The following is a 17,490-nucleotide window of genomic DNA, read 5'->3' as shown; positions in this document are numbered from 1 at the left end:
TCTTTTTACTATATTTTTAATCTATCTTTTGCTGCATTGAAATATATATCATCAATTTCACAGCCTATAAATGATCGATTTAGCAAGTTAGCTGCTACACCGGTAGAGCCTACACCCATAAATGGATCATAAACAATGTCACCTTCATCACTTGCTATTTTTATGAAATGCTTTAGCAATTTTAAAGGTTTTTGTGCAGGATGTTTTGGATTCTTTAAGCGCTCGTTTCCCATGCATATTGGTGATTCATAAAAATTATGCATTTTTGTTTGAGAAGAGAAATTCCATTTATGCCCCTTGTTCCAAAGACAGATAATCATTTCACAACTATTTAGAAAGCCATTTTTATATATTTTGGGTATAGGATTAGTTTTATGCCATATAAAGAATTGAAAAGTGTCAAATTCTGGGTCAAAAACAGCATGCCATTTACCAATTAAATTGTAACTGGTAAAAATAAAAATATTTCCGTCAGGCTTAAGTATTCTCTTAAAATCATATAAAAAATCAGCAGGATTAATAGCATTTAAATCCCATTTCCCTACATCGTTATTTATTGAACTTCTTCCTGAAAGGTTTATATTACCTGTAGAATACTTTGCTATGTTGTATGGAGGATCTGTTAATATAAAATCAACGGAAGAATCTTTAATTAACTTAATTTGTTTACGACAATCAGCATTATATATATTGTAAAAACTCATTTTACGATAGTTTCTTCTACTTTTGCTTCTTTGAAAGCTTTATGATAAATTTGTATAAATTTGTCGTAGGTTAAACTTTTAGGAAGTATTTCTTCCCAAAAGTTTTTACCAACTGCTTGTTCTTTAGAAGATAATTTATTAAATATTGTTCCCTTAGGTGTATTACCTTCTCCATTGTTATTATAGCATGTTGCAAATTTAGATTCATTGTTACCGAAGATCTTAAAAATAAGTTTCAAGTTTTCAACTTCGCTCACGTTTGACTTAGTATTTTTGGTATCAAGATTACCGCCAGCTTTAAGCTCAAATGTGTGTGCATTATCTTTTTTATCGAAGAATACCAAATCTACTGGAATTCCATTTCCGTTTTCATCTATCTCGTTAATTTTGTTTTTTATAGTTAATATTTCATCAATTGTACAATGAATACTGTCGTTTTTGATACAGAATTTACTAGGATCTTTTTTATAAAGCTTTATAAGTTCATGTGTAAATACACCCTTGAAGTCAAAACCTGGTTCTTTCCAATATACTTTTTGTGTCATTCCAAATTCAGGACTCAAGTCATATGCTATACGAACAACATTAACAATATCTTGATTGTTCTTAGAACTCATTAAAATAATATTTGGGACGTTTTCTTTTCCATATTTTCTTCTTGCAAGATATAAAGCTATTTTTTGCAGTCGTGTTCCTAACTGTGAATCAAAACTTCTTCCTAATCCCATATGCTTTCCAACTTCATCAGATATACTATTGAATGGATTATTAGTTCTAGATTTAATGTTTTTTTCTGTATTTTTAACAATAGTTTTAGCCATATCTTTAAGTTGATCAATGATAAAAGTTTTAAGTTCCGTTTCTTCCGACATTGTAATTACCCTTCATATAAATTATAAATTTTCAAATAATTCGCTAAGAGATATTCCAAATCCATCTGCAATTTTTTTAATATTAAATAAGGATATGTTTCGCTTACCTGCTTCTACAGAAGCGTAGTAAGTTCTATCCATATCGATCTTTAAAGCAAACTTTTCTTGGCTAATCCCAGCATTAACTCTGAGTTCTTTAAGACGCTTACCAAAATCAATAGATATCATACTAATACCTCCTAATCTAAGATTAAAATTTAGTTGCTTATCAATCAACGGCTTATGAGTAACTTCACTTTTGATAAAGTAGCAACAAACTTTTCGAGTATTTTGAGTGATGTGGCATTTAAAAAGAGACCTGAAATGAAGCTTGGCTATTCGAGACGATACAGAAAACGGTTTTGCTGGCTAAAACGTTGAGAATAGACTTGCACAATGGAGAGGCTCACTTTTGGTAATTTTAAAAATATAAAACAAGTAGTAATTCTCTCACACGTATTGTGTTTCGTAATTTCTCTATACTTACGGTATGAAATATTAGTCTATTCAATGCCAGATGCTTCTGCCAAGCTAACTCTAACATTGCCATAGTCTGTTTTAAATTAGGATGACGTGAAATTGTGTAAGAAATAATTTCCTGCGTGCAACCGTCAATAATTGGTAACAAATAAGTCTTTTGACCATTAAGTTTGAACTCGGTGACATCGGAATACCACTTGTGATTAGGTAAAATAGCGCTAAAATTACGTCTAATCAAATCTGGTTTAATTGGACCTTGAATACCGCGATAACTGTTGTATTTACGCCAGCCCTTGATGCTAATGCCAAATAATTTCATTTTGAGCATTAATCGCTTTACTTTTTTATGGTTAACTTTAATCCCTAAATTATTAATTGCTAAAGCAATCCGACGATAACCGTAACGATGCTGGTTAGCTTCATATATCTTACGAATTAAAGTCATTAACGGCGTATTTTTCGCATCTTTATCTGCTTTGTTAATGGTGTAGTAATAATTACTACGCGACATGTGTGGCAGATCTGGATTTGCATTAATCGTTTCAAGAATAAAAGTTACACTGACTTTAAGTTCACGTCTTAGCTGGGTAACTGACTGCGCTATTTCTTCGGCTTTTGGTTCTTGGTCCTTTGGTTGACTAAGACGTGCAATTTTTTTACGTATTCGTTCTCGATGGTAAGCTGCAAGTTCTGCTCTTGTAAGTCCTTGACCCGTTGTTTGAGACGATGATTTTCCTGCTTGATCAGCTTTTCTTTGGGAGTCATGCTTAGGGCGTCCTTTCGGTTTAATAACAACATTAGATTATAAATATCAATTTTGTCTTGTTTAGATAATTTGGACATAATAAAAACCCCGAAATTAATTTGTCTTAATTTTGGGGTTCAGATCAAGCTCAAAAAGCTAGGTTCTATTTTTTTGCACAATATTTTTAAGCTTGATAACGTGATTCACCATTTAAATAGGTTTCACTCAAGGTCATATCTGGATTAAGCACTAAGAAATCGGCGGCCTTATCTGGTGCAATCGAACCACACTCATCTAAAATATGAGCACTCTTAGCTGGAACATAAGAAGCCATCATAATTGCTGCTTCTGGAGTAGCTACATTCCAGTCAACGATATTCTTAACAGCTGTATTCAGTTGCAAAATACTACCAGCTAAATTATCACCGTCTTTTAGCCGAGCCATACCATCCTTAACATAAACTGGTAATTCACCCAAGCTATAATCGCCGTCAGGCATCATCCCAGCTTCCATACAATCAGTAATTAGGGCAATATGTTCTGGGCCTTTTAATTGCACAAAAGCACGCACCAATGCTGGCTTAACGTGATGACCATCACAAATCAACTCTGCCGTAACATTATTTAAGGCCATTGCCGCATTAGACATTGTTGGTGCATGATGAGAAGGATCTGGCATCCCATTAAAAGTATGAGTAAACATCGTTGCACCAGCTTCTATGCCATCAGTAGCTTGTTCATAATTGCTACTAGAATGTCCTAAAGAAACCACTACGCCTTCTTTAACAGCCTCACGAATAAATTCCTTGGCTCCCTTTCTTTCAGGTGCTAAGGAAATTTTATTTAATAAACCACTTGATGCATCGCGCCAAGCATTAAACTGATCAATATCTGGATCAAGTAAATACTTTGGATTCTCTGCTCCTGCATGTTCAGCGGTAAAATACGGGCCTTCAAAATGCAGTCCTTGAATTTTGGCACCTGTTTCTTCACCTTTGTGCTTGCCAAACATTTGACAAATTTGCATGAGTGTATCGGCACCAGCCGTATAAGTTGTTGGCAGCCAACTAGTTACACCCGACCGTAAAAAACCCTCTGACAAGTGATTAATTCCTTGCCAATCACTCTTCATGACATCTTCTTTGAGCGAACCGTGAACGTGAGTATCAACTAAGCCCGGTGCAATCCATTGACCTGTGTAATCGATAATCTTGCCAGCCGGTTTTTCATTTTCACGATAATAAAAACCAAATTTGCCATTATCTTGAACTTCCAGATAACCACCCTCCTCAGTGGTATTTTCTAAGAAAAATTTATCTGCATGGATATAATAAGTCATTGTTTCCCCTTTCCTGAATTAAAAATTTAAATTGTTATTGCTAAACTTATTTTAGCCTAACAGATTGGTCTTGACCAGTTTAATCACAAATAGTAACGAAAATAGCAAATTTTTAGTTATAATGGATACTAGGTAAAACTATATTAGGAAGCAAAAGCATGATACAAGATATTCAAAATCCAAAACACCAGTTAGGCTCACTAACTGGTGCCAATCGCTGTGAAAATTATTACGAACTGCATTATTCAACAGGAGAAGTCGCCCGCTTTTACATATTAGCTGACGGTATTTTCCGATTTTTACTTGATCCAACTAAGATTTTTGAGGAAAATCAGACTTCGTTAATTCAATTAGCTAACTTTGATCAATCTCATTTTAATCAGTCTACAGTACGAGCAACTAATGACTCACTTATTATTCAAGCTGGGCATTATCAAATCTTATTTGGAAAAGAACCAGCTATAATTAGTATTTTTGATGAGGAATTACATAGAACTCGGATGGCGCAAGCTAAGCCTTTAGAACTTAACGCTAACCAGACAAGTGAATTTTTGGTTCAGAATAAAAACGAATTTTACTATGGTGGTGGTTTGCAAAATGGCTATTTCGGCCATAAAGGTCGCCAAATTGAGATTAAGCACGATCAAATTACTGGTAAAGGCGGCGTAATCACGCAAACTCCTTTCTTTTGGTCTAATACTGGCTATGGCGAATTGCGCAATACTAACCAAACAGGCACCTATGATTTCGGCGTTAATGATCATCGCCTAACAACTATTAGTCATCAAGATCGGATTTTTGATACTTTTTACCTAATTGGTAAGACTACTCAAGATATCTTAGTAAAATATTATTCCTTAACTGGTAAACCGCTAATGCCGCCAAAATATAGCTTAGGCCTAGGTCATATTGGTAATTATGAAACTACCTTATGGCAACCAAGTCAGGCTAAAGACCGCAATGCTAGCAAAATTGCTGGAAATTATTACACGCGTACTCAAGATTCTACAGTTGCCACCAAGAAGGCCTCTCTTAACGGCGAAGAAGATTATCAATTCTCAGCTCGCGCAATGATCGATCGTTACAAAAAACTACACTTTGCTTTAAGCTGGTTTATCCCTAACTATAATACTCAACCCGATCACGAGGCGCTTGCGAGCTTTAATGAATATGCACACAGCCAAGATGTGCAACCAGGATATTGGCATGCAAAAGAAACTGACTTACCAAACACCACTAGCTTCACATTAACAAATAATAGCGCAGCAGTGACATCAGATAATGAAAAGTTGCTAGCTAGTCTAAACAGCAAGCGACCGCTAGTATTAAATACTCACGGCAGCATAGGTATGCAGTCAAAAGCAGCCATCATCTTTAGCGACATCGGTGGTAATTGGGAAAACATCACTACCCAAGTTGCTGGACTCATTGGAGCTAGCTTGTCTGGGATACCCTTTGCTAGTACAGCAGTTGACGGCGACCAAGGCGGCGGTAATGCGCAAATTAATATTCGTGACTTTGAATGGAAAGCCTTTACCCCACTATTATTTAATCTTGATGATCAAGGTGAGTTTAGTAAAACACCTTTTGCTTTCAATAAAAAGATAACTGAGATTAACCAAGCATATTTACAATTACGTTATCAGTTCCAAAGTTATCTATATACACTAAGTTATCAAGCTCAAAATGGTGCTACAATTGTCGGCCCAATATTTATTAACTTTCCTAATGAGTTAGTTAATTATACTGAACAGTTTAAAAGTGAATTTATGCTTGGTACCAATTTACTAATTGCTCCAATTACCAATGGTCGTGAAGATGCCAATGGCCGCTCACGCAAAGATAACCTATATTTACCCGATCAGCGCACCATGTGGATTGACTTGTTTACTGGTGAAAAATATGCTGGTGGTCGAGTTTATAATCATCTTACTTATGCTTTGTGGCACTTACCCGTTTTTGTTCGCGGCGGAAGTATTTTTGACTTTGGTCAGCGCAATTTTGTCTTCTATCCACAGGGACAAAGCAGTACCACAATTTATGACGATGATGATCTGAACGATTTTATTCATAACCATACTGAAACCAAAATTAGCAGCATTAAAAGCGCTAATGAGCTAACGATAACCATTGATCCTATTCAGGGTAATTATCCAAGTCTTGAACCAGAACAACCTACTATGCTTACTATTATGTGTGATGCTTATCCTGATCAAATAACGGTTAAGATTAATGACCAAAGATTATCACTACAAGAATTTGGAACAATTGATGCCTTTAACCATGCTAAAGAAGGCTTCTTCTACAATTCGAATTACAGTCCTGTACCAGCATTCAACTATTATCAAGCTCCTAAACAAGCGGCACTACAAATCAAATTAGCCGCTCGCGATATTACTACTAGCAAGTTTGAAATCATTATTCATAATCATGTTTATGGCGATAATGTCCTCGTTCACGCCATTACTGATAGTTTATTACCATCACCTAAGTTGCCAGCAGTTGATCCAAGCAAGATTACGGCACACTCTTTTGAACTTGCATGGTCAAAAACCAGTCAGGTAGAAGTAGAGATTAATCAGATTCTTTACCAAGGAATTGTTGGGAGTTCCTTTACTTTCCATGAATTAGCTCCCAATACCCGTTATATTATCCGAATGCGCTATGTCATGGGCAATAAAGTATCTGAATGGTCAGACTACTTCGGAGTTATCACTAAACATGCCGCTAGTGAATATGCAATTAAAGATATCGCTGTTACCGCTAATTTTACCAGTGAACCTAATCATCCATTGCAATACTTAACTGACCTAAAACTAGCTAGTGAATGGCAAACTAACACTGTTGCTACTAAAGAAAAGCCTCTGCAATTAACTTTTACCTTTAAAGATATTGAGAAACTGAGCCGTATGGTACTAGTACCACGCAATATTGACCATAATGGTAATCCTACTGATATTAGTATTGCGATTTCTACCGATGAGGTGAATTACACTACTTACGCTGAACATATTCACTGGAAAGCCGATAGTAAAAACAAGGTTGTTGGCCTCCGTGACGTGCGTGCTAAATCATTACGCCTGACTATTCATGAAGCATCTGGTGCAATAGTTGCTGCTAAAGAAATCGAATTTTTTAGAGCCAAGAAATAAAACGGTCATTATTGAATTAACAAAATAGCTTTATCTCCTGTTTAAGAGGTAAAGCTATTTTTAGTTTGCTAAATTCTTACTTATTTTTTTCGACAAAGTCTGACAGTTGTTGACCATATTCTGGCATCCCCAAAATCGTGAAATTCTGTAATGCCAGCTTGACATTAGTCAGATAAATTGGCTCATTTTGTAAATGATACTTAAGCAGATTAGCAAATAAGTAAATTACATTTTTAAGGAAAAAGATTTCTGGTCTAGTCGGGATCTGGTCAGCAAACTCTAGCAATTGTGCAGCTTCATTATCACGTTTTTGTTCGATACAATTATCAGCTACATTAACAATAATACCCAATAAAAGTTCTTGAATATTTACATCTGTCGTCTTTTGAAACTGCTTAATGACTCTCTTGGTAATTACTAAGTTACTATCAAGATCATATAGGTCAATAAAGTTACAATATAATTCCAATTTTTCGCGATTAAAGTCAGGAATATTAAAAATTAGCTCTCTTAATTTATTCTGCTTATCCTCGCTCAACTCTGACAAATCTCTATCAGTCATTGCCATAAACGCGTCAATATACAATAACTGCTCATCCTTATCAGGCAAATTACTGTTTTTAACAAGTTCTTTAACAGCCAACAATTCATTATTGGATTTGTGATAAAAAGCATATGTTACTGCCTGACTAATCTTTTGCTTCAATTGGCGTTGATTATCGACGTTTTGATCTAGTTCACTAAAAAAGTCCATTAATGGAACTTTATTAAACTGCAACAATTTAACTAAATCTTGGGCGGTAATTCTGTGGCGATCTTGTTCCACTTTACCATAATATGAAGGACTGATAACCTTGCCGGCCCAGTCTTTTTTAGTTTTGCCTTGTCTAACACGATATGATTTCAATAATTCGCCAATCGTCATTTTAGCTACCCACTATCTTAAAAAGTGTCAAATACGCTACTTTCGTTTTTTTAATTATAACTTAAATATACTTAATATATCGTTAAATAAAGGAGAAACTTATGGACATTTTTTTAAGAAACAAAAATTATCGTAAACTTTCAGTTGCTAGTTGGCTGTCTGGTGCTGGTAATATTCTATTCTACTTGGCCCTCATGACCTATGCTAGCAAATTAAAAAACTATTCATTAGCACTATCGCTAATTGCAATTATGGAAGCTATTCCTAATTTATTATCCAGTATTGGCGGCTATTTTGCTGATCGCACCAAAAACAAATATCATGTGATTGTTACCCTAGCCTTAATCCGCTGCGCGCTTTACCTAGTTGTTGGTCTGCTCTTTGCTAGCAACTTAGCGGGTTGGAATTTGGTTTTACTAGTTATCGGACTTAATTTCATCTCTGATTTAGCAGGTACCTATTCTGGCGGATTATCAACTCCGTTAATCGTCGATCTAGTTGGACAAAACGATTTAGCTGAAGCTGAAGGCTTTACTAACGGAATTAATCAAGTTATTACGATGCTAGCACAGTTTATCGGTTCCGGACTATTGCTTTTCATGTCGTATACCAACCTGGCAATTGTTAATGCTGTCACCTTTTTAATTTCAGGATTACTTTATCTCAATGTTGGCCGTAACTACCAGAAGCAGCAGCCAATCAACACTAATGTTAATCAACAGTCCTTTTGGGCAACCTTAAAATCATCCTATCACCAAGTAAAAACAGCTCATGGCTTACTAACTATCGTCTTAGTATTCGCCTTGCTTAACGGTATTCTCAGTACGATCGAGCCATTACTTTCAATTCTAGTTGCTGGTAATAAAAGCATGCTAGTTGGTACTTATAGTTTCACAATTGCATTATTTGGGGCACTTGATTCAATCGGGATGGCTTTAGGTAGTGCAATTGGTACCAAAATTTTTAAGCAAACCTCATTATTTATTATTTCTTTGCTAGACACCCTTGCTAGTATTGCTATGGTAATAGCTTTACTTACCAAAAATATGCTTGCCTGTCTAGTCTTTGGTAGCCTGTTAGGATTCTTTGCTGGAGTGGGCAGTCCCAAATTATCACAATGGTTGATTACCTCGGTTGATCACGATATTCTGGCTTCTTCTGTGGGGATGCTCAATACTATTTTATTGATTGCTGGGCCATTAATGACCACTATCTTTACCAGTATCGCGGGAACAACTAGAGTTAATTACGCATTATATGGCATAATTGCTGTTAGTATTGGTGTTTTCATAGTTACCTTAGCCGTCATGCATTCGGCTAAACAAAAACAGTAATTTAAAATTTCTTTTGACGAAAGATATTAAAATCACAATACAAGACTACCTAATAATTTTAGCTATTGACTTTACTTTTTTAATAATTTATAATTCTCTCATCAAGTGTTGGAGGTAATTCTCATGGCTAGAACTGAATGTCATCAATTACAATTGAATACTCGTTATTACTTTAGCTATTTTAGATAGCGTTTGGATTCATCTAGATGAGTTCAAGCGAAACGTAAGTTTGAATTTATCTATGATGGCTAGAGCGATTTGTTTGCGGTTAGTCACATAATTCTAAGTGGCTAAGCACAACAATGAATTTTAAAAAATGACTTTGTGATACCTGCTTAGAAATAAGTGGGTATTTTTTATTACAATTTTTTATGGAGGAACAATAATAATGAAGATTAAGAAGATGTTACTGGGACTTAGCCTAGCTGGATTACTATTATTAGGTGGCTGCAGTAATAAGTCAGACAAAAAAGCTGAAGTTAAGCACGTGGGCGTTTTGCAAGTTGTGCAGCACCCATCGCTTGACCAAGCATACAAAGGCTTTAAGGCAGGCCTAAAAGCTGGCGGTTATGTCGAAGGTAAGAATCTGAAAATTGATTATCAAAATGCGCAAAATAACCAAGATAATTTGAAAAGTATGAGTGACAAACTAATCAATGATAAGTCTGATCTGGTATTAGGAATTGGGACGCCAGCAGCACAAAGTTTAGCTAATACAACTCAAGATATTCCTATCGTGGTCACTGCCGTTACCGACTTAAAAGCTGCTAAATTAGTAAAATCGAATACTAAGCCAGGCGGCAATGTTACAGGAACAACCGATATGGTTTCAATTGATAATCAAATTAAACTATTGCTATCAATTGTGCCAAAAGCTAAAACCATTGGCATTATGTACAATGCTGGTGAATCCAATTCAAAGATCCAAGCTGATTTGGCAATTAAAGCACTGAAGAAATCCGGGGTAAAAGTTTTAGTTAAAACCGCCAATACTACTAATGACGTGCAACAAGTAACTGAAACGTTAGCTGGAAAGGTACAAGGAATCTACATTCCTACAGATAACACCTTTGCTTCCGCATCATCCCTAGTTGGTAAAGTAGTCAAGAAGCACAAAATTCCATTAGTTGCTGGTTCAGCTGATCAAGTTAAAACTGGTGGTTTAGCCACTATTGGGATTGATTACAAAGCTTTAGGTAAACAAACTGGTAAAATGGCCGCTAAAATTTTATCCGGCAAAGCCAAACCTAAAGACATGCCAGTCGAAAAAGCCGATAATTTAAAATTAGTAGTTAATAAGGACATGGCTAAAGCTTTAAAGATTGATCCAAAATCGATTAAAGCACCTAAGTAAGCTAGAAAGGCAGAAAACAGAATTACTATGAGTACTTTTACAGATTTATTGCTATCATCGACTTCACAAGGACTGTTGTGGTCACTAATGGCGATTGGCGTCTATTTAACTTTTCGAATATTAGATTTAGCTGACATGACAGCCGAAGGAAGTTTTCCGTTAGGCGGAGCAATTACCACAATGTGCCTGATTAGCGGAGTCAATCCAGTTCTAGCAACTATTGCTGCCTTTGGCGGCGGCATGCTAGCAGGACTAGTAACTGGAGTGTTAAATACTAAATTAAAAATCCCTTCTCTATTAGCCGGGATTGTAACCATGACGGGATTATATTCCATCACTTCTCGAGTAATGAAAAATGCAGCCAACGTTTCTTTATTAGGCAAAAGAACCCTCTTTTCAATTGCCCAAGATTGGGGGTTATCTCACAACAATGCCGTGATCGTTATGGGACTAATCGTTGCCTTACTAGCAATTATTTTACTAGTTGGCTTCTTTAGAACAGAAATCGGCTTGGCCATGCGGTCAACAGGTGACAACCCTGAGATGAGTGCTGCTAATGGGATTAACACTCAAAGTATGAAAATCTGGGGTTATATGATTTCTAACGGTAGCATTGCCCTTTCTGGTGCACTATTGGCCCAAAATAATGGTTTCGCAGACTTGAACTCTGGTGTTGGAACCCTAGTTATTGGCTTAGCTTCCATTATTATCGCCGAAGTTTTACTGCGGCATTTGCCAATTGGCATGCGCTTAGTTACGTTAGTAATCGGCGCCATTATTTACCGGCTAATCTTGGCACTTGTCTTCCAAATGAATGTTGAACCTTCTGATGCTAAATTAGCTTCTGCTCTAGTCTTAATCATCTGCTTGGCATTACCTAATTTTCATTTATCAAATAAAAACAAAGGGGAAAAGAACAATGTCTCAAGTATTGAAAATTAAGAACTTACATCAAACTTTTGAACAAGGAACCGTTAATGAAAATCGCGTCTTGCGCGGTGTCAATTTAGAGCTAGCAGCCGGTGATTTTGTTACCATTATTGGTAGTAATGGTGCCGGCAAATCAACTTTGCTCAACAGTATTGCTGGTACTTTGCCAATTCAACAAGGAAAAATTATTCTCAATGACCAAGATATTAGTAAACAGTCAGTAACTAAACGTTCAAAACGAATTAGTCGCGTTTTTCAAGACCCTAAGATGGGGACTGCTGTGCGGCTAACTGTCGAAGAAAATCTTGCTTTAGCAATGAAACGCGGTCAACGGCGAACTTTCCGTGCTGGCGTTAAAAAAGCAGATCGCAGCTTTTTCAAAGAACAATTAGCCCAGCTTGACTTAAACTTAGAAAATCGGTTAGATACCGAAATCGGCTTGCTATCTGGCGGCCAGCGTCAAGCTATCACTCTCTTAATGGCAACACTCAGGCGTCCCGATTTAATTTTACTGGATGAACACACTGCCGCATTAGATCCGCAAACTTCGATCACAGTAATGAATTTAACCGAGAAATTGATCGCTGAGCAAAAACTAACCGCCTTCATGGTAACCCACAATATGGAAGATGCCATTCGCTATGGCAATCGGCTTATTATGCTCCATCAGGGACGTGTAGCCTTAGACCTTGCTGATGAAGAAAAGAAGCAAATGACAGTCCCAAAGCTCATGGAATTATTCCAAAAACACGTTGGCACAGAACTAAAAGACGATGCCATCTTGCTAGCTTAAAAAAGTTTCATCTTTATATTGGACAAAATAAAGCCTCACAGATTTATCTTCTGCGAGGCTTTTTGCTTGGAAACTTTTATTTTCCTAAATATTTGATACCTTTCAATTTTGGTTGTTTTGATAAGCCAGCACTCTTAAACATTACTCCATAATCTGATTTACCAATTTTTATAATATAATAAAGAATATTTCCAGAGCCTTGATTATCTGATTCTATAGATATTAATTCTGTATTTTCATTAATAAGTTTTTTATCTGTTTTGGTATTCACACTATATTTGTGAACGGTGTTTTTTTGTTTAATTTTTGAATATACTGCATTCTTAAGTAAAGATTCTCCATAATCATCAAATACTTTAAAACCTGCTATACCAATAATTATCAGTACAAATAACGTTATTAGAAAGTCGCATATTCTTTTCAATCTTTTATTCAAATCGATCCTGTTTAAAAACACGGTATATCGCAATTACTAACACTAAAATTGCACAAAGCATAGCAACATAAGCCATTGGCCCCACATGCACAGCTGCTTGTGCCTGTGCATGAGTCATTTGATTCTCCATGGCATAAGCCACAATCCATTTATTCATTAAGTGAGGCGTTAAGATAAAGCTAACAGTTGCAACTGCCGCTGATATTAAAACAACGTTTCTTGAATACGGCTCCTTAAAAAATTGTGCTAAGAACGAAATCGCTGGTGCAATCATCAATAATAGCACCCACATAATGATTAATCGTCCCGCATCACTATTCATCATTTGAGCGCTATTAGCCGCATAACGATATTTCCCCCAAAGTTGTCCGCCAGTCAACGTATTAAGCAGGCTTAACAAATACGAGCCTTGTTGACCATAAAACCCGCCGCGATTAGACAATACACCTTGCACAACTTGCAAGCCATCAGTTGAACCAGCCGTTGAAAAATTAACGGTGACTACTTTCTTCATATAAGTAGCCAGAAACATTACCATCGAACCACCAAATTGCAGGGCCCTTAGCATACTTAACTTTTTGGTAGCCTTTAACTTAAATTCTAAACTAAGTACGCGGTCAGGATGGTGGCTGCGGCCAATAATATAGATACCAACTACCACGATAATTAATAATATTCCTAATAACCACCATAATTTGACCATCACTAAGAAAATTGCTAAAACCGCAATTGCCACTGCAAGATATGGTCGATCAGAAAAAACTTCCCAAAAATTCAATTTCAAATGGCGATAATTGGTTCGCGTTTGTGAAACCTCAACCTTTTCTTGAACATAAGAGTTCGTTTGTGAAATTTCCACATCATGTGACATCTGCTTACGATACTCGCTTCTAGTCATGCGTGAATTTTTACTCATGCTGTAACTCTTCCTTTCAGAAACATCATCCTAACACGATTATCTTGCAAATATTACAAATTTAATAATTTTTTAGCAATTCTTAGTGCTATCATAGAAATGATATGTTTTTTTACAAAAGGATGAGTGAATTTTGACCAAAAATATTAAATTATCAGCCAATTGGTACAAGGCATTCTACACCTTATGGCTAGGCTGTTTTATCACTGGTATGGGCTATTCAATGACCATGCCCTTTATTTCGTTATTTATTGCTGATCTTGGCCATTATAGTCAATTGCAAATCAGCATGTATTCTGGTTTGGCCTTTGCCGTAACTTTTATTGCACAAGCAATTGTTTCTCCTTATTGGGGCAATTTAGCTGATCGTAAAGGACGAAAGCTAATGTGTATGCGTGCTTCTGGCGTAATGGCGTTAACAATTACTGCCACTGGTTTTGCACCAAACGCAGGTTATATCATTGTGATGCGCTTTATCCAAGGTGCCTTTTCCGGTTATATTAATAACGCCACTGCCTTAATTGCTGGTGAAACTCCCCACCAAAAAAGTGGTTGGGTGATGAGTCAAATGATGACTGCAGGAACTGCTGGTAATTTAGTTGGGCCTTTACTTGGCGGAGTGTTATCAAGTTTCTTTGGTAATTTGTTAGGCGGTGCCTGGGGTTATCGAATTCCTTTCTTCATTACTGGCTTTTTAATGTTATTGGTGTTCCTTGGTTCTACCTTCTTAGTTCATGAAGATTTTACTCCAATTTCACGAACAGAAATGAAACCAATGAAGGAAATCATGCATACGCTGCCTAATACCAAGTTAATCATTGTTATGTTTATTACAACCTTATTGGTACAGGCAGCTAACATGTCAATTGATCCAATCGTCTCACTTTACGTTAAGTCAATGATGCCAAATAGTAAAAACGTCGCTTTTATTGCTGGTATTGTTGCTGCAACACCAGGCTTAGGAACACTGCTAGCTGCTTCTAAAGTTGGTCATAAAATGGATGAAATTGGACCCTTAAAAATATTACGACTTGGCTTAATAGCTGGTGCCATCTTGTTTGTGCCAATGGCTTTAACTAATTCGCCATGGGTTCTAGCCGGTTTACGCTTTTTATTAGGAATTGCTAGTGCCGCAATGTTGCCAGCTGCTCAGACTGTACTAACACTCAATACTCCTGCAGAAAGTTTTGGACGGATCTTTAGTTATAACCAATCTTTTCAAGCAGTTGGTTCAGTCTTTGGTTCACTGATGGGCTCGACTATTTCTGGAGTCTTCAACTACGCTAGTGTCTTTTGGACAACCGGAATTACATTGTTACTCAATTTTATTTTAATTATCTTTTTCAGCTTCAAAAAATCAGCTAAGTAAAAAAATACTGCCTATAACTCTAAAGTTACAGACAGTATTTTTATTTTTGAAAGGGTATAAAATTATCGAGTATTATTTATTTTTACCAGCGTTATAGTATTCCAAACTACCAATCTCACCTGATAGTTTAAATTTACCATTGCGGTAAGTTAACTTCGTGACTGAATCATTAGCTAATCCAGTTCCTTCATATTGTGGATAGTCTTGTGTTGATAAGAATAGGTTGATTGACATGCCTGAACTTACAACTAAGACATTGCCACCTTTTTTCTGTTGTTTTTTAGCGATTGCTTTTAGAGCAGCTGTCATTCTCTTTTCAACTGTTTGAGAGCTTTCTGCACGATAAGCGTCTGGCAAAGTCGTATTCAACTTATTTTCTTTATCTAAGCCATAGTAGCCATCCTGCATTTCATTCTGTAATCTCTTACCAGCCTTAGTTTGGAATTCTTCCATGCTACTATAGCCCAAATATGCCGAAATTTCTGGCACATTTTTAGCCATATCAGGACGACCTTCATAACTACCATAATTGCATTCACGTAAACGTTGATCAATTTGTAATTTTACTTTTTTCTACTCAAAGTCAAGTATATCAAGGTATTAAATCATAATTCTTGTAGTCCGTCATTAGAATTATCTTTAAGTAGATTAAACTTAGATAATATGTTGTAACCCAAATAAGCTTAGTCCAATTGCATTTTTGAACTAAGCTGTTATAGTAATCTTATGATCAATTGGTTTTAGTTAAAGCCCTGTTTATTTTTGACTACGCTATAATCATATAATTGATCATGCACAATCAAATAGTAGACAGTCCGTGTTAGTTTGTGGACTGCTGCGATGGCGATCTTCTTGAAGTTTCTACTTTGAGAAGATCGTTTTTTCTTTTCGTAATAATCGGCAATGTGACAAGGCTCAGAATATCTTACTGAATCCATTTGTCCAATCGTACGGTAGAGAATCTTACGACCAATGGGATTGCCACGTTTACTAATATGATCAGTCAATTCCATTTCGCCCGACTGGTAATGACGTAAGTCTAAACCAACAAAGGCATTTAAGGCATTAGGATTACGAAAACGTCTGATATCGCCTAATTCACCTAATAATCTAACTGCGGTAATTTGTGAAATACCTGGAATACTTTCAAGAATTTTTAGATCACGGTTGGGTAATTTACTAGCTAAGTCAGACATCTTTTGAATGACATTTTCACGCTCTTTAGTTAGTTTGGTTAGTCGTTGAGCATAATATCTAGCTTGTTCAACTTCAAAAGCAGCTTTATCAACTGCTGGATAAGCTGTGTCAGCCAGTTCAAGTAAGTTAGTTGCCAACTTATTTGCACGCTGCTTACCAATACCATGGAAGCTTAAAAAATACTGCATAACTCCTTCGTAACCTAAATTTTTAACGATTTGTGGATGCGTAAAAGTTTGGACATAGCGCCAATAATTCGTACCGTCAGGATGACTAGTTAAGGTTTCTAGCTCAGGAAAAGTAAACTGTAATACGCGGTGTAACCGGTTCTTAGCTGAAACCAAATCATGAGTTAATTGCTCATAAAAACGACTCATGGCACCTAACTGCTTATAGTTAGGGTCTTGTAGATAAGTTGGTCCGCGATGATAAATAAACTGTGAGTAAGCTAAATCTTTAGCATCGCGGCGATCAGTTTTATTGCGTCTAAATTGATCTAATTGCTGTTTGGCTTTAAGTGGGTTAAGCATAGTGTAGCGATAATGATATTGGTTAAGAAAAGCCTGCAATCTGCAAGAATAAACCCCAGTTGCTTCAAAGACAATCTGTGGTTGTTGGTGATAAAATTCTAATTCATCAAGTAGCTGCTGAAAACCAATGGCATCATTGGTGATATTAAACTGTTTAATGACTTGCTTATTAAGCATGATACAAACAGCAGATTTACGACTGCTCACGTCAATTCCCACTACAACTAAATTATTCATCTTCAAATACCTCCAACTAACTTAATTGTGCAGGGTAGAAGTTACAAGCTAAACTATATCTAATTTTCTATACCGGACATCAAGTGCCAACATACTACGAAGAGATTTAAGTTTAACTGATGAAGCTGTCAGTTTTAT

17 protein-coding genes are annotated in these 17,490 nt (G+C 36.2%); 6 read left to right on the top strand and 11 right to left on the bottom strand.

All coding sequences use genetic code 11. The features are described 5' to 3' along the window. Nucleotides 1-8: 8 nt before the first annotated feature. From OZX56_RS00645 to nagA, 6 genes are all read right to left on the bottom strand, one after another. Nucleotides 9-704 (bottom strand): site-specific DNA-methyltransferase, encoded by a 696-nt coding sequence (locus OZX56_RS00645; RefSeq protein WP_277139789.1) that lies wholly within the window; start codon nt 702-704, stop codon nt 9-11. Further along, nucleotides 701-1,576 (bottom strand): TdeIII family type II restriction endonuclease, encoded by an 876-nt coding sequence (locus OZX56_RS00640; RefSeq protein ID WP_277139788.1) that lies wholly within the window; start codon nt 1,574-1,576, stop codon nt 701-703. Before OZX56_RS00640 ends, OZX56_RS00645 begins: the two co-directional genes overlap by 4 nt. Before the next feature lie 21 nt (nt 1,577-1,597). Further along, nucleotides 1,598-1,804 (bottom strand): helix-turn-helix transcriptional regulator, encoded by a 207-nt coding sequence (locus tag OZX56_RS00635; RefSeq protein ID WP_277139787.1) that lies wholly within the window; start codon nt 1,802-1,804, stop codon nt 1,598-1,600. 232 nt (nt 1,805-2,036) lie between these two features. Beyond that, nucleotides 2,037-2,606, bottom strand: coding sequence for an IS3 family transposase (locus tag OZX56_RS00630; protein ID WP_277139786.1), 570 nt, complete (start codon nt 2,604-2,606; stop codon nt 2,037-2,039). 89 nt (nt 2,607-2,695) lie between these two features. Then, nucleotides 2,696-2,860, bottom strand: a complete 165-nt coding sequence (locus OZX56_RS00625) for a hypothetical protein (RefSeq protein WP_277139785.1) — start codon at nt 2,858-2,860, stop codon at nt 2,696-2,698. Between the two features lie 164 nt (nt 2,861-3,024). Further along, a complete protein-coding gene (gene nagA / locus OZX56_RS00620; RefSeq protein WP_277139784.1) occupies nt 3,025-4,179 on the bottom strand; it encodes an N-acetylglucosamine-6-phosphate deacetylase in 1,155 nt (384 codons plus the stop codon). Nucleotides 4,180-4,337: 158 nt separating this feature from the next. Between nagA and OZX56_RS00615 the strand changes: the two genes are divergently transcribed. Further along, nucleotides 4,338-7,331: a TIM-barrel domain-containing protein gene (locus OZX56_RS00615; protein ID WP_277139783.1), complete on the top strand. Its 2,994-nt coding sequence runs from the start codon at nt 4,338-4,340 to the stop codon at nt 7,329-7,331. A gap of 76 nt (nt 7,332-7,407) precedes the next feature. On the opposite strand, the gene OZX56_RS00610 is transcribed toward OZX56_RS00615, so the two are convergent. Further along, nucleotides 7,408-8,256, bottom strand: a complete 849-nt coding sequence (locus tag OZX56_RS00610) for a helix-turn-helix transcriptional regulator (protein WP_277139782.1) — start codon at nt 8,254-8,256, stop codon at nt 7,408-7,410. Nucleotides 8,257-8,357: 101 nt separating this feature from the next. On the opposite strand from OZX56_RS00610, the gene OZX56_RS00605 reads away from it, so the two are divergent. The 4 genes from OZX56_RS00605 to OZX56_RS00590 all read left to right on the top strand — a co-directional run bounded on the left by OZX56_RS00605 (nt 8,358) and on the right by OZX56_RS00590 (nt 12,667). Continuing rightward, nucleotides 8,358-9,590: an MFS transporter gene (locus OZX56_RS00605; protein WP_277139781.1), complete on the top strand. Its 1,233-nt coding sequence runs from the start codon at nt 8,358-8,360 to the stop codon at nt 9,588-9,590. 388 nt (nt 9,591-9,978) lie between these two features. Next, nucleotides 9,979-10,944 (top strand): ABC transporter substrate-binding protein, encoded by a 966-nt coding sequence (locus OZX56_RS00600; RefSeq protein WP_277139780.1) that lies wholly within the window; start codon nt 9,979-9,981, stop codon nt 10,942-10,944. A 27-nt stretch (nt 10,945-10,971) separates the two neighbouring features. After that, nucleotides 10,972-11,886 carry an ABC transporter permease gene (locus OZX56_RS00595; protein WP_277139779.1) on the top strand — a complete coding sequence of 305 codons (915 nt, stop codon included), beginning with the start codon at nt 10,972-10,974 and terminating at the stop codon, nt 11,884-11,886. After that, nucleotides 11,864-12,667, top strand: coding sequence for an ABC transporter ATP-binding protein (locus OZX56_RS00590; protein ID WP_277139778.1), 804 nt, complete (start codon nt 11,864-11,866; stop codon nt 12,665-12,667). The genes OZX56_RS00595 and OZX56_RS00590 overlap by 23 nt, the downstream gene beginning before the upstream one ends. A 76-nt stretch (nt 12,668-12,743) precedes the next feature. Here the strand turns inward: OZX56_RS00590 and OZX56_RS00585 are convergent, their stop codons facing one another. Next, nucleotides 12,744-13,103, bottom strand: coding sequence for a hypothetical protein (locus OZX56_RS00585; RefSeq protein WP_277125107.1), 360 nt, complete (start codon nt 13,101-13,103; stop codon nt 12,744-12,746). Further along, nucleotides 13,096-13,974, bottom strand: coding sequence for a cytochrome C5 (locus tag OZX56_RS00580; protein ID WP_277140332.1), 879 nt, complete (start codon nt 13,972-13,974; stop codon nt 13,096-13,098). Before OZX56_RS00580 ends, OZX56_RS00585 begins: the two co-directional genes overlap by 8 nt. A 178-nt stretch (nt 13,975-14,152) precedes the next feature. Here OZX56_RS00580 and OZX56_RS00575 point away from each other — a divergent pair, with 178 nt between their 5' ends. Next, nucleotides 14,153-15,388: an MFS transporter gene (locus tag OZX56_RS00575; protein ID WP_277139777.1), complete on the top strand. Its 1,236-nt coding sequence runs from the start codon at nt 14,153-14,155 to the stop codon at nt 15,386-15,388. A gap of 72 nt (nt 15,389-15,460) precedes the next feature. On the opposite strand, the gene OZX56_RS00570 is transcribed toward OZX56_RS00575, so the two are convergent. Continuing rightward, nucleotides 15,461-15,889: a histidine phosphatase family protein gene (locus OZX56_RS00570; protein WP_277139776.1), complete on the bottom strand. Its 429-nt coding sequence runs from the start codon at nt 15,887-15,889 to the stop codon at nt 15,461-15,463. 239 nt (nt 15,890-16,128) lie between these two features. Beyond that, entirely contained in the window at nt 16,129-17,352 is a 1,224-nt protein-coding gene (locus OZX56_RS00565; protein WP_277139775.1) for an IS110 family transposase, read from the bottom strand. Nucleotides 17,353-17,490: the final 138 nt, after the last annotated feature.

Origin of the sequence: Lactobacillus sp. ESL0684 (genome assembly GCF_029392675.1) — a bacterium.
Classification (GTDB): Bacteria; Bacillota; Bacilli; order Lactobacillales; family Lactobacillaceae; genus Lactobacillus.
This window is presented reverse-complemented; position numbering and strand designations above follow the sequence as displayed.